Source organism: Deinococcus taeanensis, from assembly GCF_020229735.1.
Classification (GTDB): domain Bacteria; phylum Deinococcota; class Deinococci; order Deinococcales; family Deinococcaceae; genus Deinococcus; species Deinococcus taeanensis.
This window is the reverse complement of sequence record NZ_CP083455.1, coordinates 2,557,617-2,580,821: the sequence shown is the minus strand read 5'-3', so window position 1 is coordinate 2,580,821 and position 23,205 is coordinate 2,557,617. Positions and strand designations below refer to the sequence as shown.

Genomic DNA, 23,205 nt, shown 5'->3' with positions numbered 1-23,205 from the left:
CTGCTGTTGGCCGCTGCCCAGGCCACGCGAATTTGCCAGGCGGTGAGCCAGGCGTGGTCGGGACGTCAGATTCAGTGCGTAAGCCGCGGACAGCTGGCGCGGTCCTCACCCCGCTGAGCGGGGAACGTTAACGATTGTCCCGAAGGGGACGCAGGTGACACCTGCGCCGCACGCTTTGCCGTATCATGCGCCCGGTTTCGCACGGCGTCCGCGAGCTGCGCTCCGAACCCCGCGCACGGCGAGCCTATCCCCACACCCGGAGGAGGACGCCCCTCAATGACGACCCCCAGCAGTTTTTCCACCACTGACGCCGCCGAACTCTACCAGGTGCCCAACTGGAGCGGCGGATGGTTCCGCGTGTCCGACAAGGGCCAGGTGGAAGTCACGCCTGCGCCCGGCCTGCACGCTCCTCTGCGCGCCATCATCGACGAGATCGTGGACCGCGGCGAGAGCCTTCCCGTCATCCTGCGCTTCCCGCAGGTAATCAGCGGCCGCGTCAAGCACCTGAACGAAGCGTTCGGCAAAGCCATCGCCGAGTACGGCTACACGGGTCACTATCAGGGCGTATTTCCCATCAAGGTCAACCAGCGCCGCGTCGTGGTTGAAAGCGTCGCCGCCGCCGGGTACGACTACGCGCACGGCCTGGAAGCCGGCAGCAAGGCCGAGCTGGCACTGTGCCTCGCGCAGAAGATGCACCCCGACGCCCTGCTGTGCTGCAACGGCTTCAAGGACGACGGATTCATCAAGCTGGCCCTGTGGGGCCGCACGCTGGGCAAGAACGTCGTTATCACCATCGAGAAGTACAGCGAACTGGACCGGATTCTCAAACAGGCCAAGGCCCTCGGCGTGCGGCCTGCCATGGGCGTGCGCTTCAAACTCCACGCCCGGGGCAGCGGTCAGTGGGAGGAATCCGGCGGTGATCAGGCGAAGTTCGGCCTGAACGCCTATGAACTCCTGCGCGTCGTGGAGCGCCTGCGCGAAGAGGACATGCTCGACACGCTGGTGATGCTGCACACCCACATCGGGTCGCAGATCACCGACATCCGCCGCGTGAAGGTCGCCGTGCGCGAGGCCACGCAGACGTACGCCGGCCTGATTGCCGCGGGCGCCCAGCTGAAGTACCTGAACGTCGGGGGCGGCCTGGGCGTCGATTACGACGGCTCGAAAACCACCTTCTACGCCAGCATGAACTACACCGTGCAGGAGTACGCCGCAGACGTCGTGTACACCGTGCAGGAAGTCTGCAAGGCCCGCGCGGTTCCTGAACCGGTCATCGTCAGTGAGTCCGGCCGCGCCCTCACCGCGCATCACGCCGTGCTGATCCTGCCGGTCGTGGACGTCACCGGCCCCACCCGCGACCTGGAGGAACTCGGCCCGGCCGACGAGAACAGCCACCAGATCATCAAGGACATGGAGGAGATCCTCCCGAACGTCACCGCCCGCAACTACCGCGAGATGTACAACGACGCGGTCGGTGACAAGCAGACCCTGCACAACCTCTTTGACCTGGGGTACGTCACCCTGCAGGACCGCGCGCGGGGCGAGGCGCTGTTCAACGCGATCCTGCGGAAGGTCGCCCGCCTCATTCAGAACGAGAAGTACGTGCCGGATGAACTGGAAGACCTGCAGAAAGTCCTGGCCGACAAGTACATCTGCAACTTCAGCCTGTTCCAGAGCCTTCCGGACAACTGGGCGATTCAGGCGCTGTTCCCGATCGTGCCGCTGGACCGCCTGAACGAGAAACCCACCCGGCAGGCCACCCTGGTGGACATCACCTGCGACAGTGACGGCAAGATCGAGAAATTCATCGACCTGCGTGACGTAAAGGCGACCCTGCCGCTGCATGAGCCTGGCGACCGTCCCTATTACCTGGGCGCGTTCCTGATGGGCGCCTACCAGGACGTGCTGGGCAGCGCCCATAACCTGTTCGGGAAGGTCAGCGAGGCGCACGTTACGGTCCGTCCGGGCGGCCGGTTTCACATCGACCTGTTCGTGCGCGGTCAGAAGGCGCGGCGCATGATCGAATCCATGGGCTACGAGGAACCCATGCTCCGCGACTCCATCGAGGACCAGGCGGACGCCGCCATCAAGAACGGCATCCTCACCAATGGCCAGGAGAACGAACTGCTCGAGGATTACGGCGAGGAACTCCTCGGCTACACGTACCTTGAATACGAAAACTGAGGACAGAGCGGGCAGCGGTGGACAGGATGACCTCCTGTCGGCCGCTGCTGTTTACCCCCGTGTGGAGCGCCGCAGCAGCCACGCGGCGCCCAGAGCGCCCAGCGCCCCCAGCACCAGGGTCCGCACCGGGTCCGGCTCCCCGGGCCGCGCCGCGTGCACCGGCACCGGGTGCGACAGGTACCACCCGCGTTCCGGGAGGCCCTGCGCGCGGAACTCAGCGGCCAGAGCGCTCAGTTCCGCGCGCAGCACCTCGCCTTCCATCGGGTGCCCATGGCCGGTGGCAGCCAGGGACGGGGTCAGCGCGGCCAGGGCGCGCACCGACGCGGCCGCCGCCTCCCAGTTCGGCGTGTAGTACGCCGGTGGGCGGCGCACCTGTGTCACGGCGTTCAGCAGCGCGCCGCTCGCCGTTTCCTGCCGGGTCGTCACGAACGCGTCCCCTGCCACCAGCGTGCGGTCGGCCTCCCGCCACAGGGACACGTGCCCGCTGGTGTGCCCCGGCGTGTGCAGCCAGCGCCACCCCGGCGCGCCCGGCACCGATCCGTCCGGCGGCAGGACACGCACCTGCGGCCGGAAGTCGAAGGGACCCGGGAGGAACGCCGGGGACAGCGCGCTCATCACGCCCCCCACGGTCGGGTCCGGGAACGGGTAGGGCGCCTTACCGGTCACGTGCGGCCGCTCCAGCTCGTGGACGTACACCGGCACCGGCCACTCCTCCAGCAGGGCCCGCAGTGCTCCCACGTGATCCAGGTGCCCGTGGGTGAGGACAATCAGCTCCGGCGGCCGCTCCCCGTGCACGGCGCGCGCTGCGCGGCGGATGAGACCCGCCGTGCCCGGCATTCCGGCGTCCACCAGCACCCACGGCTGCCCCGGTGCGCCCAGCAGGAATGCATTCACCATCGGCAGGCGCACCCGCACCAGGTCCGGCCGGAGCGGCTGCGTTCCCCCAAAGGACGACACTGAAGGGTAAAGGGTTGCGGGCGGGGTCGCGGCAGTCATACCTGAGCGTAGAAAGCATTCCTGTGCGCTGCGTGTACCCTGCCTTCAGACCCTCCCGCCTGCCCAGGCGGGGGCACTGCGCCTGCTCGGCCGCGGCCGCGCGCTGCGGCAGTTCGGCAACGCGGCCAGCCCACGTGTCGTATAAGGGAGTATGAGCCAGCCCTCCCGGGACGAGACGGTCATCGAACTGCGCCCTTCCACGCCGCCCCCCGCGCAGCGACCGGTGACGGCCGGGAAACTTGTCCTGGCCACCGGCGGCGGCGTCCTGGCCCTCGCGGCCCTCGGGGGCGCTGCCATCGCGGTGTTCAATGTCGCCCTGACCACCGTGACCATCGCGGCCTTCATGGTGGCGCTCCTGGCGGTGATCTTCCTGACGCCCGCCCTGATCCTCGCCCTGAACGCCGGACGCGTGAAGGCCAAGGAAGCCGTGGCGCGCGCCATGCCCCTGGAGACGCTCATCGTGCAGCGCAAGCAGTTTGAGCAGCTTATTCACGCCAAAGGACAGCAGCTGCAGGAAGCCAACGGCCACATCGAGGATTTCCGGCGACTGATCGACCAGAGCCGCGCCGACATGGACGCCGCTGACGTCGCCCGCTGGGAAGCGGACCTGCAGGTCAGTCGTGACGCGTTCGCCCGCGCCCAGACGCACCTGAGCGACCTGCGCGCCGATCTGGTCGAATTCGACCGGCAGATCCGCAAAGCCCGCATCGACACGCAACTCGCGCAGGCCAAAGGCAACGTCGCCAGCGCCCTGCAACAGGCGAACCTCAGCGCCGAGGACCGCCACGTCACCGAAAGCGCCCTTTCCGAAATTGCCCGCCGCGCCGGGCGGAACGCTGCGCTGCTCGATCAGGCCCTGGCCGCGGGCGAGGAGAACCGCGCCCTGCGAGGAGGCCGCGCGTGAGCCGGGGCGCGCGCCTCGGCGCCCTCCTCGCCCTGATTCTCGTGGTGTGCGGCGCCGTGATCGCCCTGGATCAGTTGCATGTCCTTGACGGGACCACCCGCGCGCCCTCTTCCAGCACCGCACCCGCCAGCACGCCAGCCACGCCCCCCGGCACGAACAGTGACAGCGGCAGCTACGGCGACCTCAAGTAACCCCACGGAGTGCCCATGAACCACCTGCCCCTGACCGTCCTGCTCGCCCTGCTCACGCCCGCCGCGCACGCCGCCACGTTCCTGAACGTCGCCACGGGCAGCAGCACCGGCACGTACTCCACCATGTTCAAGAACATCGGCCGGGTCTGCGCTCAGAGCGCCTACCTGAAAGAACGCGGTACCAGCGGCAGTCTCGAGAATATCGACCTGCTGCTCAACAACGAGGTGTCCCTCGCGTTCGTGCAGAGCGACGTCCTGAAAGCCAAGGAACAGATTGACGGTGACGCCCGCGTGCAGAACATCAAAGCCCTGCTGCCCCTGCACACCGAGGAAATTCACCTGTTCGCCAGACCCCCGGTGGTGAAGAAGAGCATCCTCGGGAAAACCACCACGACCGGCGTCAGCACCTTCGGCGACCTGAAAGGCAGGCGCGTGGCCGCGTGGGGCGGCAGCATCATCACGGCCCGCGTTCTCAGTGCGAAGCTTGGCGTGCCCTTTACCGTCACCTCCGTCAAGGACCGCGACGCGGCCTTCCGGGCCCTGAGCGCCGGAGAAGTCGACGCGGTCCTCGCGGTTGTCGGGCAGCCCGCTCCGTGGGTCCGGGATCTCAGCGGCGTGAACCTCATCGCTGTGCCCACCACCCCCGCCCTGAAAGGCATCTACACGAGTGCCAAACTCCTGTACCCGAACTTCGGCGCGAGCAGTGTCGCCACGGTCGCCGTGCAGAGTGTCCTCGCCACCCGCGACTTCAAAACTCTGGAGAAGAAGGACCTGCTGCTGAAGTACCAGAAGTGCGCCGTCGAGAAGCTCGTGAACCTGCAGGAAGACGAGGGCATGCACCCCAAATGGCAGGAAGTCACCTTCAAGACGTGGCCCTGGCCTCAGTACAGGTAAGCGGGCCGCACGAACAGGGGGCCACCCGCCCAGCGGGAACAGGCCCCCCCCTCGCCCATACCGGCAGGTTGTGGCTGGCGTCCGGCCTTAGCGGTCGTGCAGGGCGCTGTCATGACCGCTTGGCCCAGGAACACCCGAGGTGAGATGACCGGGGGGCCGGCCTTCACCCCCGGCCTCTCAGTTCTCCTGCGCGCCGGAGCGTTCCCCGCCGGCATTCGCACCTGTAGTTGCCTCACCTGTTTCGCTGTTCCCGGGTGTGCCGGTCCTGCCCGCGCCGCCCGCGCTGGTCTTCCCGGCCTTGCGTTCGTGCGCCTCACGCCGGGCGTACGCCTCCTGCAACTGCTCGGCCTCGTTGTGGTCGTCGGTTATGCACGCAGCGTAGGGGAAAGGCGGCGAAAGGGGATGTGCCGGTGATAACGGACGGGTTTGCCGCAGACGGCTTGCCGGCAGGCAGCGTGTGGAGGGGACCGCATCTCGCGCCACCTCAGGGCGGCAGGAGACGACCCTGAACCCATCAGGGGAGCCGGCACGCGAATCCGGCAGCTGAAGGCCTAAGGGCAGGGGGCGGGTCACGTCGACCCGCCCCCACTGCGCCCCGGTGCCGGCCGGAGGGGTTCCTCAGCCGTTCACCCACTCCTGAAGACTCTTCACGCCCAGCACTTCACCCTGAACGGCCTTGATGGCCCGGGCCGTCCACTCGGCGGCCTCCTTCGTGCTCACGATGGGCACGCCGCGTTCCAGGGCGGTGCGCAGCAGCTGGCTGCCGGTGGTGTCGATCAGCAGCGCCGGGAGGGTGTCCCCGGCCTGCTCACGGATGACCGTCAGGCCAGCGTCCGTCAGGGCCTGCGCCACGTCATGCAGGTCCTCGCCCAGCACGAGCGCCGTGCCGGTGGTGGGCAGGTTGTTCTTCGCGCCGATCTGCGCCCGGTAGAAGGCGCGGTGCGGGTCGGCGTCGATGCCCATGCTCTCGCCGGTGCTTTTCATTTCCGGACCCAGCCTGGGAATGACGCCCGCGAATTTCAGGAAGGGCAGGTGCACCTCCTTCACGGAGTACATCCCGGGCGTGGGGGTTTCCGTGAACCCGATCTGTTCCAGGGTGTGGCCCACGGCGATCCGGGCGGCGCTCTTGGCCAGGGCATGATTCACGGCCTTGCTGACAAAGGGCACGGTGCGGCTGGCCCGGGGGTTCGCCTCGAGGATGTACGCCACGTCGTCCTTCACGGCCCACTGGACGTTCATGAGGCCCCTGACGCCTAGTTCCAGCGCGAGGCGTTCCGTGTCGGCCTTCACGCGCGCCAGCAGTTCCGGGCTGAGACTCACGGGAGGAAGGATGCAGGCGCTGTCGCCGGAGTGCACGCCGGCCGCCTCCACGTGCTCCATGATGCCGGCAACCACAGCCGTCGTGCCGTCGCAGAGGGTGTCCACGTCGAGTTCCAGCGCACCTTCCAGGAACTGGTCGAGGAGGATGCTGGGCTGCCCTTCCACGGCGGCGTACACCTCGTTGAGGTACGTGGTGAGTTCGTCCATGGAGCGCACGGTGCGCATCGCGCGCCCGCCGAGCACGTACGAGGGCCGCGCCATCAGCGGGAAGCCAAGCTGTCCGGCAAGGGCAGCGGCCTCTTCCGGCGTTTCTGCCACCTTCCCTCTGGGCTGGGGCAGACCCAGGCGTTCGCACAGGGCGTTGAAGCTGGCGCGGTCCTCGGCCTCATGAATGGTTTCGGGGCTGGTGCCGATGATGGGCGCGCCGGCGTCCGCGAGCTTCCTGGCGAGTTTCAAGGGCGTCTGCCCGCCGAGCTGCACGATGACGCCCACAGGCTGCTCGTGCTCAATGATGTTCATGACGTCCTCGAACGTCAGAGGCTCGAAGTACAGGCGGTCGGCGGTGTCGTAGTCGGTGCTGACCGTCTCGGGGTTGCTGTTGACCATGATGGTCTCGTACCCGGCCTCCTGCAGCGCCCACACCGCGTGCACGGTGGCGTAATCGAACTCGACGCCCTGCCCGATGCGGTTGGGTCCGCTGCCCAGGATCACAACCTTGGGTTTGTCGGTGGCCTTCACCTCGTCCTCCCACTCGTAGGTGCTGTAGTGGTAGGGCGTGAACGCCTCGAACTCGGCGGCGCAGGTGTCCACGGTCTTGTACACGGGCAGGGCCCTGGCCGCCTTGCGCAGCGCCCGGACCTGCAGTTCGGTCAGGCCCACCAGCTCGCCGATGCGGGTGTCACTGAAGCCCAGGCGCTTCACCTCACGCCAGATCTCGTACTTCCACTCCTCGATGGGCCCCAGGTCGGAGATTTCCCGTTCTGCGTCCACGATTTCCTTCAGCTGGCTCAGGAACCAGGGGTCGATCTTCGTGGCGTCGAACAGCGCGCCCGTGCTCTCGCCGCGGCGCAGGAGTTCCAGCACGGCTTCCAGGCGGCGCGGGTTGCCGTACAGCAGGCCGCGCAGTTCCGCGTCACTCATGCTGGCGAAGGTGCCGCGCACGTCGGACTCGATGGACCGCATGGCCTTCTGCAGGCTTTCCTTGAAGGTCCGGCCGATGGCCATGACCTCGCCCACACTGCGCATCTGCGTGCCCAGCGCGTCGGGTGTGCCCGGAAACTTCTCGAACGCGAACCGGGGAATCTTCGTGACCACGTAGTCAATGCTCGGCTCGAACGACGCGGGCGTGGAGAGGGTAATGTCGTTTTTCAGTTCATCCAGGTGGTACCCGACGGCCAGCAGCGCCGCGATCTTCGCAATCGGGAAGCCGGTGGCCTTGCTGGCCAGGGCCGAGGAGCGGCTCACGCGGGGGTTCATCTCGATGACGATGACGCGGCCGTCCGCCGGGTTCACCGCGAACTGAATGTTGCTGCCGCCGGTGTCTACACCGATCTCGCGGATGATGGCCAGGGACTGGTCGCGCAGCCGCTGGTACTCCACGTCACTGAGCGTCTGGGCAGGCGCGACCGTGATGGAGTCGCCGGTGTGCACGCCCATGGGATCGAAGTTCTCGATGCTGGTGATGATGACCACCGTGTCGGCGTGGTCACGCATGACCTCCAGCTCGTATTCCTTCCAGCCGAGGATGCTTTCCTCAAGCAGCACGCTGTTCACGGGCGAGTCGCGCAGGCCGCCCTCGGTGATCTTCAGGAAGTCCTCGTAGGTATGGGCGATCCCGCCACCGGTGCCGCCCAGCGTGAACGACGGGCGGATCACGATGGGCAGCCCGATCTCCTTCTGGTACTCAATGGCTTCGGCCATGGAGTGCACCATCTGCCCGCGGGCGGTTTCCACGCCGATTTTTTTCATGGCGGCCTGGAATTCCTCGCGGTCCTCGCCCTTACGGATCGCGGCGGCGTTCGCGCCGATAAGCTCCACACCGAATTCCTCCAGCGTGCCGCTGCCGTGAAGGTCCATGGCCAGGTTCAGGGCGGTCTGCCCGCCCAGGGTGGGCAGCAGCGCGTCGGGGCGCTCCTTCTCGATCACCCGCCGCACGAACTCGGGCGTGAGCGGTTCCAGATAGGTGGCGTCCGCGAGGTCCGGGTCGGTCATGATGGTCGCCGGGTTGCTGTTGACGAGCACCACCCGGTAGCCTTCCTTCTTCAGGGCCTTGAGGGCCTGCGTGCCGGAATAGTCGAACTCGGCTGCCTGCCCGATCTGGATGGGGCCGCTGCCGAGAATCAGGATGGTCTGGAGGTCAGTACGCTTAGGCATTCCAGAGATTGAGCCTAACACGCCAGACGCCCGCAAAGGTAAGCATCATGCAAACTTATGCAGGCATGCGGGACACCTATCGCCGGTTCACGCCCGCAGACCCCGCAGGAGTCCGGCGGCCGTCAGCAGGAGCGTCACGCCAATCACGGCGTCCAGCAGGCGCCACGCCCCCGGACGGGCCATCACCGGCGCCACGGCCCGCCCCGCCAGCGCGAGCATGAAGAACCACGCCCAGGAGGCCAGCACCGTCCCGCTCAGAAACGCCCCGCGCCCCGCGCCGCTCAGGCCCGCGCTGGCCCCGCCGATCAGCACCACCGTGTCCAGCAGCGCGTGCGGATTCAGCAGACTGAACCCGGCCGCAGTGACCAGCACACCCCTGACGGTGGGGGCCACCCCGGCGCCGGCATGCAGGCCGGGCGCGCCGCCCACCCACGCGCCCCGCAGTGCCCGCAGCCCGTACCAGGTCAGGAACGCCGCACCGCACAGGGTTCCGGCCGTCACCAGGGCCGGCGTGCGCGACAGCAGCGCCCCGACCCCCAGGACGCCCAGCGTGATCAGCAGCGTGTCGCACACCGAGCAGGCCAGCGCCGCCAGGGCCGCGTGCCGGCGCGACAGGCCCTGCCGGAGCACGAAGGCATTCTGCGGGCCGATGGCCACAATCAGAGACAGGCCCAGGCTCAGGCCGCGCAGGAAGGGAGGCACGCGCCGCAGCGTAGCGCGCAGTTCACGCGGCGGTCGTGACGGTGTCCCGCCCGGCACGCTTGGCGCCGTACATGGCCTCGTCCGCGCGGCGCAGCAGATCCTCGAGCCGTTCCCCGGGCAGCGCCTGCGCCACGCCGCAGCTCACGGTGATCACGCCCGCCTGCAGGTGCGGCGCCTGCTTCAGCAGCTCCCGCAGGCGCTGCGCGACGTGCTGAGCCGTCACGGCGCTGCCCTGCACGATGATCAGGAACTCCTCACCGCCCCAGCGGCCCACCCGGTCGTGCTGCCGGACGCTGCGGCGCATGGTGTGAGCCACGTGCTGCAGGACGGCGTCGCCGACGTCATGGCCGTGCGTGTCGTTCACGCGCTTGAAGTGATCCAGGTCAAACAGGATCACGCTGGTGTCCTCCGGCCCGCCCAGGCTCTCACGCAGCCAGGTGGTGAGCTGACGGCGGTTGGGCAGCTCGGTCAGCGCGTCAATCTGCGCGAGACTCGCCTCGCGCTTCGCACTCAGCAGCGCCCGCACATAATGCCCGAGCAGCCGCTGCTGCCCCGCGAGGTACGCGATGAACGTGGCGTGCATCAGCATGGTCTGCAGCAGCGAGTTCCCCAGCCCGGTCTTCATGGCGGCCGGCACCTGGGCATCCAGAGCGTAATGAAAAACCACGGCTGCCATCACGCTGTACTGCGTGAGCGCAAAGCGCACGGCGCTGCGCGGCGACAGCACCAGGAACGCCGCGAGGTACGACAGGATCATCCACGGCGCGTACCCGCCCAGCCCGGAGTACGAAGGTGGACTGTGCAGCGTGACGTACAGCCGCACAATCGCCGTACACGCCCCGATGCCCAGCTCGATCAGGCCGACCAGCCGGAAGTGCCGCGGCGAGCGCCACAGCCACGCCAGCAGCGCGGCGTTCTTCAGGCCCAGCAGGCCCAGCAGCAGCTGATCCGCGGCGCTGAAGTTCCAGAAGGCCTGCACGCTGAGCGTCACGACACTCACGACCAGCACGGCGCCCAGCAGCGTCAGCAGGCTGCCCCGCCGGAACGCGAACTCCGCGCGGTCCAGGTGGGGAAGAGGCGAGACGGTCATACAGTTCAGGCTAGGCACGCAGGCTCACAGGCGCCTGACATCCCCCCCCATGAACACCCCGAAGGGGCGCCCGAGGCGAGGGGAACAGTGTTCTACCCCCCGCACCTGCCTTGCCCTGGTGCAGCGCGTCGTCTGCGCGGCGCAGTGGATATTCGCCAGTCCGGCGCTGGGCAGCGCCGCCGATGCCCGTGACCGGACCGGCCGAGCGGCGGGCCACCGTGCGCAGAACGGCGTCCCCAAGGTCATGGCCGCACGGGCCAGAGGGACGTTTACAGTGGTCCGGATTCAACAGAGTCAGGCGTTGTCCAGGGCTGCGCGCAGGCCGCTGTCCAGCAGGCGGTGGTTGGACAGGCCGGCGAACGGGTCACGCCGCGCGTGCGTCGGCTCGCCCTCCGCAGGAGCGCGTTGCCCTGCCGGGTGACGGCCCCCAGCTCAGGATGCGTCCAGGACGCGCCGCCCAACGCCGCGAGCGCCAGCAGCACCAGGGACGCCGCGAGGGAGTCAGAACGAGGAGCCGCTCAGGCCGGGCGGGGGAGAGGGCGCGCAGAACGCCATGCATGCCCGGCCACGACCCTCCCTGCTGACCTCCAGGAGGTCCACGAGCTGAAAGGTGTGCGGAACGCGGCAGTCTCACGCCAGAAACGCTGCGTTCAGGGCTCAGGGCCGGCAGGCTCTGGTCCGTGCGGCTGATGTCCAGCGTTCCGGCCAGGCCAGGGGACAGGCGGTGGAGGCCAGCAGGCCGGTCAGCGCGATGAACAGGCCGCCGCAGCGGTCCTGGAATTCCGGGCTGCCCTGAGGGCAACGAAACCCGGTCAAGGGCTATTGCCTTCAGTGGGGCAGCGGCTGGTCACGGGATTCTGCCGGGTGGATGCTGGCCTGTCGGCCCCGGTCCGGGCTGGGGGCAACGCTCGCCTCACCAGTCTCCTGCGTCAGCCAGGCACCTGCTTTGTCCTTCACGCCTGACCGCCGCGGCGCGTTTGTCTGCACCGCGCCGGCCGCTGCATGGCGCGCTCAGGCGCAGACTGCTGGTATGCCCGAAGTTCAGGTCCGCGCGCGCTCCGCCCAGGAGAGCGTCTTCGCACGTATGAGTCGACTGGCGGCGCAGCATGGCGCCGTGAACCTGGGCCAGGGCTTTCCCGCCGCCCCACCCCCTGCGTTTCTGCTGGACGCTGCGCGCGGCGCGCTGGGCCGCACCGACCAGTACACGCCGCCCGCCGGTCTGGGCGCTCTGCGCGACGCTCTGGGCGCCGACCTGGGCGTGAATGGCGCCGACATCACCGTGACCAGCGGCGCCACCGAGGCGCTGCATCTGCTCACCCTGGCGCTGGTGGGTCCCGGCGATGAACTGCTGATGCTGGAACCCGTCTTTGACGTCTACCTGCCGCAGACGGCGCTGGCCGGGGCGACCGGGGTCACGGTCCCCATGCGCCTGGACCCGGTCACCGGCTGGCAGTTCGACCTCGCCGTCCTGGCAGCGGCCGTCACGCCCCGCACGCGGGCCCTGCTGCTGAACAGCCCGTTCAACCCGACCGGGACGGTCTTTACGCCCGCGGAGCTGGCCGGCATCGTGGCGCTTGCCCGGCAGCACGACCTGTGGATCATCAGTGATGAGGTGTACGACGAACTGTACTTCGGCGCGCCGCCCACACCGCTGCGTGCGCTGGCGCCGGAACGGACCTTCACTGTCGGCAGCGCTGGCAAACGCCTGGAGGCCACCGGATGGCGCGTGGGCTGGATTGCCGCGCCGAGCGGCCTGAGCGCCGGGGTGCAGGGCCTGCGGCAGGTGACGTCCTTCTGCGCGCCCGCGCCCCTGCAGGCGGCGGTGGCGGCGGCCCTGCCGGTGGCGCGCGACTCGGGGTTCTACGCAGAGCTGCGCGCCACGTACGGCGCGCGCATGGCGCACCTGGCGTCCGGGCTCAGGGCGCTGGGCGCCACGGTGTTCGAACCGAGCGGCACGTACTTCCTGACGGCCCTGCACCCCACCTGGACGGCGGAGGCGCTGGTGACCGGGGCGCGTGTGGCGGTGATTCCGGGTGAGGCGTTCTACGCGCAGCATGCGGTGCCGGCGGGCCTGACCCGCTGGGCGTTCTGCAAATCGGACGTGGAGATTGACCTGGCCCTCTCGCGACTGGGTGCGCCTGCCTGATTGAAAAAGGAAGAAGGGATGAAGGGGCCCTCAGTGAACCGTAAGACGATTCACCTTACTTCCCCGGGGGCCAGCCTCCTATGCTCCGGGTATGAAGAAGATGCTGCTTGGCCTGATAACGCTGACCGCCCTGACCGGCGCTTCGGCGGCAACGTATATCGGCGGTTCCGTGGGTTCCGGCGCGACCATTCACTACCAGACGGACCTGACCGGCGCGTCGGCCCTCCGCTACGGCCTGAACCTGGACGCCACCAACTTCAACTTCAGCCGCAACAACGTCTCCATCGGGGGCAGCGTGGACTACCTGGGCGACTTCGTGGGCACCGGCTCCGCGCTGGGCGGCCTGACCCCTTACTACGGCCTGGGCCTGGGCGCCGGCGTGGTCCTGGGTGAGGGGGGCGGCGTGAGCGTGTACCCGCACGGCACGCTGGGCCTGCGCTACAACGTGACTGACCCCCTGAGCTTCTTCGTAGAGGGCAACGTGGGCCCGCGAATCACGGTGGGCGGTACGAATGCCAGCAACGTAACGTTGGGCAGTGGCGTGCGTGTGGGTCTGACCTACCGTCTGCCCTGAGCGGTATGGGCATCTGAGCAGCCAGAGGACGTGATCACTCCCGCAAGGGGTGGTCACTTTTGCTTGCCTTCATGAGGTCATCACTCTATGCTCATGCGCGATGAAGAAATTTCTGATCGCCACTGCCCTGCTCAGCGCTGTGTCCCTCGCTGCCGCCGACAGCCTCGGCCTGAGCGGCAGCTACAACAAAGGCTTCTACCGCGCCGACGGCGAGGCTCTGAAAGACGACGGCGCGTTCGGGGTCGGCCTGAGCTACACCTACGACATTGACGCTGTGTCCGCCGTGCGCACCGAACTGGACCTGCTTCCCAACCTGTACGGGAGTGACAAGCTGGGCTTCGGCGGCGAGTTCACCTACCTGCGCTCGGTGTTCAGCAGCGGTGACGCCGACGTGTACCTGGGCGGCGGCCTGGGCCTGAACACCGTGTCTGACAGTGGAACGGAGAACGGTGTGACGTACACCGCCCGCCTGACCGCCATCAACCCGACGCTGCTGGCGGGCGTGCGCTTCGCGGCCGCTCCCGGCTTCAGCGCCTTCGCTGAACTGGCTGGCGGCCCCTCCTTCCTGCGCGCCACGGTCAGCAACGGCAGCCAGAACGTCTCGGCCAGCATCAACGGGGCGTTCATCAAGCCCCGCGTCGGCTTCACGTACACCATTCGCTGAGTCGAGTTCGGGCTCAGCTCTGAATCTTTGCTCTGACGGGAGTCGCCTGCGGGCGGCTCCCGTTTTGCGTGCCTGGGCGCGGCTGGGCTGGACACGTCCCTTGACCCCCCGCGCCGCCCCTGCTAGCCTTCTATGCATAGCTATACGCAAATTGCGTATAACCATACATATGCAGACCCTGACCTCCCGACGTTGACGCCAGCCGCCTGACCCCACCCCGGGGTTCGCAGGCGGCGCGTCCATGCCGGGCGGTCTTGTGCTGCCCCTTGCACCCCCTTCACACAGACAGGAGACAATCACCTCATGGCAAAAGACAAGATCGTGCTCGCGTACAGCGGCGGCCTGGACACCAGCATCATCCTCAAATGGCTCCAGACCGAGAAGAACTACGACGTGGTGTGCTTCACCGCCGACCTCGGCCAGGGGGACGAGGTCGAAGAAGCCCGCGTGAAGGCCCTGAACACCGGCGCCGTTGCCGCGTACGCTCTTGACCTGCGCGAGGAGTTCGTCCGCGACTACGTCTTCCCGATGTTCCGCACCAGCGCCCTGTACGAGGGCTACTACCTGCTCGGCACGTCCATCGCCCGCCCGCTGATCGCCAAGAAGATGGTCGAAATTGCGGAGAAGGAAGGCGCCGTCGCCGTCTCTCACGGCGCCACCGGCAAAGGCAACGACCAGGTCCGGTTCGAGATGACCGCCTACGCGCTGAAACCCGACATCGTGACCGTCGCCCCCTGGCGCGACTGGACCTTCCAGGGCCGCGCTGACCTGGAAACCTTCGCCCACGAGCACGGGATTCCGGTGCCCACCACCAAAAAGGACCCGTGGAGCACCGACGCGAACCTGCTGCACATCAGCTACGAAGGCGGCATCCTCGAGGACCCCTGGGCGGAACCGCCCGCACACATGTTCAAACTCACCGTGGACCCCACCGAGGCCCCCGCTGAACCCGAGTACGTGGAGGTTGAATTCCTGAACGGCGACCCTGTCGCCATCAACGGCGAGGCGCTGAGCCCCGCCGCGCTGCTCGCCAGGGCAAACGAGCTGGGCGGCAGGCACGGCGTGGGCCGCCTGGACCTCGTGGAGAACCGCTTCGTGGGCATGAAGAGCCGCGGCGTGTACGAAACGCCCGGCGGCACCCTCCTGTACCACGCCCGGCGCGCCGTGGAGAGCCTGACCCTGGACCGTGAGGTGCTGCACCAGCGCGACGCGCTGTCACCCAAGTACGCCGAGCTCGTGTACAACGGCTTCTGGTTCGCGCCGGAACGCGAGGCGCTGCAGGTGTACTTCGATCACGTCGCGCAGTCCGTGACCGGCACCGCCCGCCTGAAGCTGTACCGCGGGAACGTCATCGTCGCCGGGCGCAAGGCCCCGCAGAGCCTGTACGACAAGGACCTCGTGAGCTTCGAGGCCGGCGGCGACTACAACCAGCATGACGCCGGCGCGTTCATCAAGCTCAACGCCCTGCGCATGCGGGTTCAGGCGCGCGTGAAGGCCAAGGCCACCCCGAACGCTGCGCCGGCCGATCAGGACCCCGCGCAGGTCTGAGGGGCATGACCGCCTCCGCGCCTACCCTGCGCGCCGCCACCCCTGCGGACGCGGCCGTGCTCGCCCGGTTCCGCGCCGCGATGTTCACCGACATGGGCGTGGCTGTGGAGGCCGGGGCGGAGGCCTGCTGGGCGGCGTACTTCACGGACGCCCTGGCCAGCGGGCCGTACCGGGCGCAGCTGGCCGAGGTGAACGGTCAGGTGGTCGCCGGTGCGGGCCTGCTGGTGTTCCCGGCCGTGCCCACCCCCCGCGACCCGTCTGCGCGGCGCGCACACATTCTGGGCGTGTACACCCTCCCGGCGTGCCGGGGGCAGGGGCTCGCGGCGGCGCTGACGCTCGCACTGCTGCGCGCCGCGAAGGCCGAAGGGATTGGCAGCGCGAACCTGAACGCCTCCGCGCAGGGGTACGGCGTGTACGAGCGCCTGGGCTTCACGCCCGCCCGGCAGCCGGAACTGCGCCTGAACCTGCACGAGGTGACGCTGTGACCCTCCCCGCCGGCTACACCCTGCGTGCGGCGGGTCCGGCAGACGCCGCCGTGATTCAGGAGCAGCGCACCGCGATGTTCACGGACATGGGGCTCGACCCGGCGCGGCTCGCTCAGGTGCATGAGGCGGGCGTGGCGTGGCACACGCGGGCCCTCACGGCCGGTACGTACACCGGGCGGCTCATCGAGTGCGGCGGGCACCCCGTGGCGGGCGCCGGCATCCTCTGGACGGACCTGCCGCCCAGCCCCGACTCGCCCGGCAGCACGCGCGCGTACGTGATGAACGTGTACGTGCACCCTGGTCACCGTGGCAGGCGGCTCGCCCGGATCCTCATGAACAGCCTGCTCGGTGAGTGCCGGGCGCGCGGCGTGACCACCGTCACCCTGACTGCCAGTCACGCTGGTCGGCCCACGTATGAAGCCCTGGGCTTCACGCCGCTGCCGGAACTGAAACTCGTGCTGTCTGAAGAGGTGACCTCATGACCCTGCGCCCTGTGAACCTCGACGATCTGCCTGCCTTTCACGCCGTGATGATGGCCGCCGGCATGGACCCGCGCAGCTCCTGGAGCCGCACCACGACCCAGGACCTCGAACGCTCGCTGTTCAGTCCTGGCGCGGGTGGCTTCCTGGCGGTGGGCGCCGGCGAGGTGCTGGGCTGCGTCGGGTTCCGCCCGGACGGTCCCCGGACCCTCACGCTGAACAAGCTGGCGACCGTCCCGCAGGCCCGGAGGCTGGGCGTGGGCCGCGCCCTGGTGCGCGAGGTGGAGCACGTGGCCCGCATGGGCGGGTACGGGCGGGTGCTGCTGGCGGTCTCCCAGTTCAACCTGGAGGTCCTGCCGTTCTACGAGAAACTCGGGTACAGCGTCACGGACGATCCCTACGCGCACGCCAGCCCCGCCAGTCCATCCCCGGTGGTGCTGGTGAGGATGATTGACAAAGGAAACGACGCATGACGAATACGCAGGACAAGAAACTCTGGGGTGGGCGCTTCGCGGAGGCCACCGACGGTCTGGTGGAACTGTTTAACGCCTCGGTCGGCTTCGATCAGCGTCTCGCGGAGCAGGATATCCGCGGGAGTCTGGCGCACGTGGCGATGCTGGGCGAGCAGGGCATCCTGACCCCTGAGGAAGTCACGCTGATCACAGAAGGCCTGCACGCGGTTCTCGCCGACATCCGCGCCGGGCAGTTCGAGTGGCGCCTGGACCGCGAGGACGTGCACATGAACGTCGAAGCGGCGCTGCGCGACCGGATCGGTCCGGTGGCCGGGAAACTGCACACGGCCCGCAGCCGCAACGATCAGGTGGCCGTGGATTTCCGGCTGTTCACGAAGGAAGCGGCGCTGGACCTTGCGGGCAAAACCCGGGCGCTGCGCGCCGTGATGCTCGCCGAGGCCGAAAAGGCCCTGGACGCCGGGGTGATTCTGCCCGGCTACACGCACCTGCAGGTGGCGCAGCCGATTCTGCTCGCCCACTGGTTCATGGCGTACGTGGCGATGCTGGAACGCGACGAGAGCCGCTTCCTGGACGCCGCGGCCCGCATGGATGAAAGCCCGCTGGGCAGCAGCGCCCTGGCCGGCACGCCCTGGCCGATCGACCGGCACGCGACCGCGGCGGCGCTGGGCTTCGCGCGGCCCACCGCGAACAGTCTGGACGGCGTGGGCAGCCGGGATTTCGCCCTGGAGTTCCTGGCGGCCTGCGCGATTCTCGGGGCGCACCTGTCGCGGCTGAGTGAGGAACTGATTCTGTACTCCACCTTCGAGTTCGGGTTCCTGACCCTGCCGGACAGTCACACGACCGGCAGTTCGATCATGCCGCAGAAGAAGAACCCGGACGTGTCCGAGCTGGCGCGCGGCAAGGCCGGACGCGTCTTCGGGAACCTGATGGGTCTGCTCACGGTCGTCAAGGGCACGCCGCTGGCGTACAACAAGGACCTTCAGGAGGACAAAGAAGGCGTGTTCGACTCGTACGACACGCTCAGCATCGTGCTGCGCCTGTACGCGGAGATGATGCCCAGAACCACCTGGCATGCCGACGTGACGCGCGCCGCCGCGGCCCGCGGCTACAGCACCGCAACGGACGTCGCCGACTTTCTGGCGCGCGCAGGCGTGCCCTTCCGCGAGGCGCACGAGGTGGTCGGCGGCCTGGTTGGTGTGGCGAGCCGCTCAGGCCGGCAGCTGTGGGACCTGACGGACGAGGAACTCCGCGCCGCGCACCCCCTGCTGTGTGCCGAGGTGGCCGCCGGACTCACGGTGGAAGAAAGCGTGAAGGGCCGCGCGAGTTTCGGCGGCACCGCCCCCGAACGCGTGCGGGAAGCCATCCGCGCGGCCCGGCAGGGCCTGGCGCCGTGACGTACTGCCCGCACGCTGCGCTCCGCGTCTCATTCCCTGGAGGAACCCCATGACCCTGACCGACATGCACGTGAAACTCCGTCAGGCCGCTCCGGCGGACCTGCCGGTCATCCTCGACCTGCTCCAGCGCTGCGGGCTGCACACCGCGAGCGTCGCTCTGGACGGCCACACCTACTGGATTGCTGAACTCGACGGCGTGCCCGGCGGCTGCATCGGGCTGGAGCACGGGCAGGACGTGAGCCTGATCCGCTCGACCGCCGTGGTGCCCGAGGCGCGCTCGCAGGGCCTGGGGCGGGCGCTCGTCACGTCGGCGCTGACGCACGCCACCCTGCGCGGCGATCACACCGTGTACCTGTTCAGCAGCGAAGCCGGAGATTACTGGACGCGCTTCGGGTTCACGCCGTCAAGCCCGCAGGCGGTCGAGTCGGCCCTGCCGGAGGCGCCGCAGGTGAAAAGCGGCGTGAGCAGAGGCTGGATTCAGGAGGAGCTGGTGTGGCGCCTGGAACTGCAGCCGGAAGGTCAGGGGGAGGCCGCGGCCGGGTGACACAGGACTGGCAGTGCTTCCACGCGGGCGTGCGCTATGCTGTCGCCACGCAAAACCCGTGTGCACCCGTGGTCCCCGTGACCGCCGAGCTTGCTTTCATTCCTGAAGGAGTACCGCATGACCGATTCCAGCGTTCAGATTCGCATGGCGACCCCCAACGACAAGGACACCGTAACCCGCGTCTTCCGCGAGGCCGGCCTGGACACCGAAGCGGCCCTCGCCGAGGGCACCACCTACTGGGTGATGGAACGCGGCGGGCAGCCGGTCGGCGCGATCGGCCTGGAGCACGGCGAGGGCGCCTCGCTGCTGCGCGGCGCGGCCGTGATGCCGCAGGCGCGTGGCGGTGGCCTGGGCCGGCGCCTCGTGATGAGCGCCGTGGAGTACGCGCAGGGCCGTGGGGACCGCGCGATCTACATGTTCAGCAAGGGCGGCGACTGGGGCAGCTTCGGGTTTCAGCAGGTGCCGCTGGCCCTCGTGATGGGCGAAGTGCCCGACGCGCCGCAGGTGCAGGCGTACCGCGCGCGTGGCGAGCGGCCCGGCGGCACCACCTGGATGCGGCCGCTGAGCTGAGCCCCGCCGCGCGCCGGGAGGGCCGGGCGTGACGCTCTCCCTGGAGTCCATCGCCGTTCCGGACATTCACCCGGACGCGCCGCTGGTGAGCCGCAAGGCACGCCTCTCGGACATCGAGGCGATTCACGAACTGATCGGCTACTGGGCCGCGCGCGGGCTGATGCTGGTGCGCTCCCGGGCGCTGCTGGCCGAAACCATCCGGGACTTTCAGCTGATGCTGGCAGAACCGCACGACGGCCGCCCCGGCGGCCTGGCGGGCGTGTGCGGCCTGCACATGCTCGCTCCGGATCTGGCGGAGGTGCGCGGCCTGGCGATCCACCCGAACATGCAGGGCCGCGGGCTGGGCCGGCAGCTGGTCGCGGCCTGCGAGGCCGAAGCGCGTGAGATCGCGCTGCCCGCCCTGTTTGCCTGGACGTACCAGCAGGGTTTCTTCGAGAAATGCGGGTTTCACCGCATCGAGAAGACGAACCTGCATCCGAAAGTCTGGAGTGAATGCCAGCGCTGCGCGTTCTTCGAGAACTGCAACGAGATTGCCATGTACCGGGAGCTGACGTGACCGCCGCGCCGCACCTGCGGCAGCGCCCGCCGGCGCCCGCCGTTAAGGTGCGGGGCGTGACTCGATTTCTTCCTGCCCTGTCCCTCACCGCTCTCCTGGCCGCTGCCTCTGCCCAGGCGCAGGCCGTGCGCCCTCTGGCGGACGGCCTGCCCGCCGGGGCGCTGCTGACGCTCGAAACCCGGAACGCCGCGCCGGCCCTCAAGCGCTTCAGCGGCGTGCTGCAGCGCGTTCTGGACGCCGCGCAGGTCGGCAGGAGCGACGAGGACGAGGACGCCGGGGCCATGATGGGTGTGGCCCAGGCCGTGCTGGCCGACTCGCTGGGCCGCGAAGGGATCGCGGGCGTCTTCAGCGTGCAGGGCCGGAAAGGCGCGTTCCAGCCGGCGCTGCTGGCCGTGACCCGCTCAGGCACCCTGACGGACGAGATGCTGGGTGAACTGCTGCCCGAAACCCCCGGCGCGCGGGTGGGCCGTTACACCTTCTCCCGGGCGGATGACCTGTTCGTGGGCGCCTCGAACGGCCTGGTGTACCTGTCGAGTGACAAGGCGCTGCTCATGAGCTACCTGGGCCGCCTCAGCGGAAAGGCCGCGCCGACCCTGGCGACGTCCGCGCCGTACGCAGCGGCCCGCCGCGCGGCCGGGGCGCAGGAACTCAGCGTGTACGCGAACTTCAGCGCCGCCGCGAAGGTGATCCGCTCGCAGCTCACGCAGGTGGCGTTGCCCCGGCTGCTCTCCCCGCTCGTGGACGCCCTGGACACCCTGGGCCAGTTCGCGGGCGGCGTGACCACCACGGCAAGCGGCTGGACGACCAGCAGCGCGCACGTGGTGAACGAAGCCGGCCGGGACAAGCCCCTGGCGCGCCTCCTGCTGGACACCACCGACTTCGCGGTGCAGAGCGTCATCCCGGCTGGTGTGGAAGCCGTGCAGGCCACAGCGTGCCACCCGGATTCCGGCGCGTACCTGGGCCGCTGGCTGACCCGCGTGGACCTGCTCGAACCCTTCGGTTTCCTGACCGACAGCCAGCTGGCGGACCACCTCACGCGCGCCGGGCAGTACCTGGGCCACGAGTGCGCGCAGGTCACCCTGGCCGGCGGCATGACGGCCGGCCTGAAGGACCAGGATCCCCTGGCCTCGCTGCGCCACGCGGTCAGTTACCAGCGCGTGACGGACCGCGCCGCCGCCGAAGCGCACCTCCCGGGGTACGCCCGCAGCGTGAACGACGCCCTGCAGGGCCTGCGCGGGACCCTGAACGAGGCGCTGCAGGGCGGCATCAAGGACTTCGGGGCTGATGACCGGATGACCGGCCTAGGGGCGGCGGGCCTGATGGGCCTGGGCGCCGGCATGCAGGCCGGGCGCGACCTGAACGCCGCGCTCGGCAGCCTGAAGCTGGTGTACGCCTTCCGGGGCGAGTACCTGCTCACGGCGTTCAGCCAGGACGCGCTTGACGCCGCGCTGGCCGACGGCCCCACGCTGGCCCAGAGTGAGGCGTTCCAGGCGGCGGGCCTGACCCTGAGCGGCGCGGCCGGCTGGTCGTACCAGCCGGACCCGGCTGATCTCACGGGCCGCGACCTGCTGGGCAGTCTGCCGCAGGAGCTGGCCGAGGACGACGGGCTCGGCCAGCTGCTCACGCCGGCCATGAACGCCGCAGCCGACCTCATCAACCGCTTTGATGGAACGACTTCACAGCGCGCCGTGACGGGGAATGTCATTATCGGCAAGGCGAGCGTGCGTTACCGCTGGTAAGCCCCCATGCGGGGGCCTGCGGGCGCCGCGCCGCTGAGCCATGAAACGCGTCCAGCGAGGCGCGAATGGGGAGGAAACATGATCAGGAAAGAGCGGGCCATTCTGGCCCTGGAAGACGGCACCGTGTACCGCGGGTACGCCTTCGGGCACCGCGGGGAGACAGTAGGCGAGGTGGTGTTCAACACCTCCATGACCGGGTACCAGGAGATCATGACCGATCCCTCGTACAACGGGCAGATTGTGACCATCACGTACCCGCACGTCGGGAACTACGGCGTGGCGATCTACGACATGGAAAGCAACAAGCCCTACGTGCGCGGCTTCATCTCCCGGGAGTTCAGCGGCGAGTACTCCAACCACCGCGCGCAGCAGTCCCTCGAAGCGTTCATGCAGCAGTACGGCGTTGTCAGCATCCAGGGCATTGACACGCGCGCCCTGGTCCGCCGGCTGCGCACCGGCGGCGTTGTGAAGGGCGTGATCGCCCACCGGTCCTTCACGCACCCTGAGGATTCGTACGGCGAGTTCACGCCCGCCGAGGAGCAGGTGTACGTGCAGCGCGCCCGGGACCACCAGGACATCGACGGTCACGACATGACCCGCGAGGTCACCACCGCGCTGCCCTACGCGTTTCCCACGCTGCGGCGCGGCAAGCGTGTGGTGCTGATGGACTTCGGAATCAAGCACACCATCATCGAGCGCCTCGCCGAGGTCGGGATTGAACCGATCGTCGTGCCCGCGCACACCACCCCGGCGCAGATCATGGCGCTGCAGCCGCACGGCCTGTTCCTCTCCAACGGCCCTGGCGACCCCGCCCCGCTGGAGTACGCGCACAAGACCGCCTGGGAACTCATGGGCCTGCTCCCCACCTTCGGCATCTGCCTGGGCCACCAGATTCTGGGGCTCGCGGCGGGCGGCCGGACCTTCAAGATGAAGTTCGGGCACCGCGGCGGCAACCAGCCGGTCAAGAACCTCCTGACCGGGAATGTGGAGATCACCTCCCAGAACCACGGGTACGCCGTGGATATTGACTCCATTCCGAACGGCGCGTTCGTCGCGACGCACGTGAACCTGAACGACGGCACCCTGGAAGGCATGGCGCACTCCCGCTATCCGGTGTTCAGCGTGCAGTACCACCCCGAGGCCAGCCCCGGTCCGCACGACAGCCGCTACCTTTTCGACCGGTTCATTGAGGAGATCGACGCGTTCGACGGCGGGGACGGCAGCCCCATCGTGAAGGCCAGCGCAGGACGCCTGGGCGTTTGACAGTCTGGCGCGCGGCCCGCATAGTCGGGCCAGGCAGAGCCCTGCTGCTGCCCCGCGCCCCCACCTGACCTGGCCCCGGCGCCCCGCGCGCCCCAGTACCGGCGGCCGTGAGGGCA

General features: G+C 68.8%; 21 protein-coding genes. 17 read left to right on the top strand and 4 right to left on the bottom strand.

The genetic code is table 11. The features are described 5' to 3' along the window. Nucleotides 1-276: 276 nt before the first annotated feature. A complete protein-coding gene (gene speA / locus LAJ19_RS12395) occupies nt 277-2,184 on the top strand; it encodes a biosynthetic arginine decarboxylase (protein ID WP_225476057.1) in 1,908 nt (635 codons plus the stop codon). Nucleotides 2,185-2,235: 51 nt separating this feature from the next. Here speA and LAJ19_RS12390 read toward each other — a convergent pair whose 3' ends face one another. Continuing rightward, nucleotides 2,236-3,180: an MBL fold metallo-hydrolase gene (locus LAJ19_RS12390; protein WP_225476056.1), complete on the bottom strand. Its 945-nt coding sequence runs from the start codon at nt 3,178-3,180 to the stop codon at nt 2,236-2,238. 151 nt (nt 3,181-3,331) lie between these two features. On the opposite strand from LAJ19_RS12390, the gene LAJ19_RS12385 reads away from it, so the two are divergent. Genes LAJ19_RS12385 through LAJ19_RS12375 form a run of 3 tightly spaced genes read left to right on the top strand, consistent with a single transcriptional unit; the run spans nt 3,332 to nt 5,169 of the window. Further along, entirely contained in the window at nt 3,332-4,084 is a 753-nt protein-coding gene (locus tag LAJ19_RS12385; protein ID WP_225476055.1) for a hypothetical protein, read from the top strand. Next, nucleotides 4,081-4,275, top strand: coding sequence for a hypothetical protein (locus LAJ19_RS12380; RefSeq protein ID WP_225476054.1), 195 nt, complete (start codon nt 4,081-4,083; stop codon nt 4,273-4,275). Before LAJ19_RS12385 ends, LAJ19_RS12380 begins: the two co-directional genes overlap by 4 nt. 15 nt (nt 4,276-4,290) lie before the next feature. Beyond that, the gene (locus LAJ19_RS12375; protein ID WP_225476053.1) at nt 4,291-5,169 is read left to right on the top strand and encodes a TAXI family TRAP transporter solute-binding subunit; all 879 of its coding nucleotides are present in this window, start codon (nt 4,291-4,293) and stop codon (nt 5,167-5,169) included. A 618-nt stretch (nt 5,170-5,787) separates the two neighbouring features. Here the strand turns inward: LAJ19_RS12375 and carB are convergent. The 3 genes from carB to LAJ19_RS12360 form a co-directional block, all read right to left on the bottom strand. Continuing rightward, nucleotides 5,788-8,862: a carbamoyl-phosphate synthase large subunit gene (gene carB / locus LAJ19_RS12370; RefSeq protein WP_225476052.1), complete on the bottom strand. Its 3,075-nt coding sequence runs from the start codon at nt 8,860-8,862 to the stop codon at nt 5,788-5,790. Nucleotides 8,863-8,949: 87 nt separating this feature from the next. Continuing rightward, entirely contained in the window at nt 8,950-9,564 is a 615-nt protein-coding gene (locus tag LAJ19_RS12365; RefSeq protein ID WP_225476051.1) for a LysE/ArgO family amino acid transporter, read from the bottom strand. Between the two features lie 22 nt (nt 9,565-9,586). After that, nucleotides 9,587-10,654 carry a GGDEF domain-containing protein gene (locus tag LAJ19_RS12360; protein WP_225476050.1) on the bottom strand — a complete coding sequence of 356 codons (1,068 nt, stop codon included), beginning with the start codon at nt 10,652-10,654 and terminating at the stop codon, nt 9,587-9,589. A 1,030-nt stretch (nt 10,655-11,684) separates the two neighbouring features. Between LAJ19_RS12360 and LAJ19_RS12355 the strand changes: the two genes are divergently transcribed. The 13 genes from LAJ19_RS12355 (at nt 11,685) to carA (ending at nt 23,089) form a co-directional block, all read left to right on the top strand. After that, a complete protein-coding gene (locus LAJ19_RS12355) occupies nt 11,685-12,800 on the top strand; it encodes a pyridoxal phosphate-dependent aminotransferase (protein ID WP_225476049.1) in 1,116 nt (371 codons plus the stop codon). A gap of 91 nt (nt 12,801-12,891) precedes the next feature. Further along, nucleotides 12,892-13,374 (top strand): hypothetical protein, encoded by a 483-nt coding sequence (locus LAJ19_RS12350; RefSeq protein ID WP_225476048.1) that lies wholly within the window; start codon nt 12,892-12,894, stop codon nt 13,372-13,374. 100 nt (nt 13,375-13,474) lie between these two features. Further along, nucleotides 13,475-14,038, top strand: coding sequence for a hypothetical protein (locus LAJ19_RS12345; protein ID WP_225476047.1), 564 nt, complete (start codon nt 13,475-13,477; stop codon nt 14,036-14,038). A 303-nt stretch (nt 14,039-14,341) separates the two neighbouring features. Then, nucleotides 14,342-15,586, top strand: a complete 1,245-nt coding sequence (locus tag LAJ19_RS12340) for an argininosuccinate synthase (RefSeq protein ID WP_225476046.1) — start codon at nt 14,342-14,344, stop codon at nt 15,584-15,586. A 5-nt stretch (nt 15,587-15,591) separates the two neighbouring features. Continuing rightward, nucleotides 15,592-16,071, top strand: coding sequence for a GNAT family N-acetyltransferase (locus LAJ19_RS12335; protein ID WP_225476045.1), 480 nt, complete (start codon nt 15,592-15,594; stop codon nt 16,069-16,071). Continuing rightward, entirely contained in the window at nt 16,068-16,553 is a 486-nt protein-coding gene (locus tag LAJ19_RS12330; protein WP_225476044.1) for a GNAT family N-acetyltransferase, read from the top strand. The genes LAJ19_RS12335 and LAJ19_RS12330 overlap by 4 nt, the downstream gene beginning before the upstream one ends. Then, entirely contained in the window at nt 16,550-17,023 is a 474-nt protein-coding gene (locus tag LAJ19_RS12325) for a GNAT family N-acetyltransferase (RefSeq protein ID WP_225476043.1), read from the top strand. The genes LAJ19_RS12330 and LAJ19_RS12325 overlap by 4 nt, the downstream gene beginning before the upstream one ends. After that, nucleotides 17,020-18,417, top strand: coding sequence for an argininosuccinate lyase (argH, locus tag LAJ19_RS12320; protein ID WP_225476042.1), 1,398 nt, complete (start codon nt 17,020-17,022; stop codon nt 18,415-18,417). Before LAJ19_RS12325 ends, argH begins: the two co-directional genes overlap by 4 nt. A gap of 49 nt (nt 18,418-18,466) precedes the next feature. Next, nucleotides 18,467-18,961: a GNAT family N-acetyltransferase gene (locus LAJ19_RS12315; protein WP_225476041.1), complete on the top strand. Its 495-nt coding sequence runs from the start codon at nt 18,467-18,469 to the stop codon at nt 18,959-18,961. A 117-nt stretch (nt 18,962-19,078) separates the two neighbouring features. Beyond that, nucleotides 19,079-19,531: a GNAT family N-acetyltransferase gene (locus tag LAJ19_RS12310; protein WP_225476040.1), complete on the top strand. Its 453-nt coding sequence runs from the start codon at nt 19,079-19,081 to the stop codon at nt 19,529-19,531. A 28-nt stretch (nt 19,532-19,559) separates the two neighbouring features. Further along, nucleotides 19,560-20,087, top strand: coding sequence for an N-acetyltransferase (locus tag LAJ19_RS12305; protein ID WP_225476039.1), 528 nt, complete (start codon nt 19,560-19,562; stop codon nt 20,085-20,087). Nucleotides 20,088-20,143: 56 nt separating this feature from the next. Next, a complete protein-coding gene (locus LAJ19_RS12300) occupies nt 20,144-21,826 on the top strand; it encodes a hypothetical protein (RefSeq protein WP_225476038.1) in 1,683 nt (560 codons plus the stop codon). Nucleotides 21,827-21,904: 78 nt separating this feature from the next. Continuing rightward, complete coding sequence (gene carA / locus LAJ19_RS12295) at nt 21,905-23,089, top strand: glutamine-hydrolyzing carbamoyl-phosphate synthase small subunit (RefSeq protein ID WP_225476037.1); 1,185 nt, start codon at nt 21,905-21,907, stop codon at nt 23,087-23,089. Nucleotides 23,090-23,205: the final 116 nt, after the last annotated feature.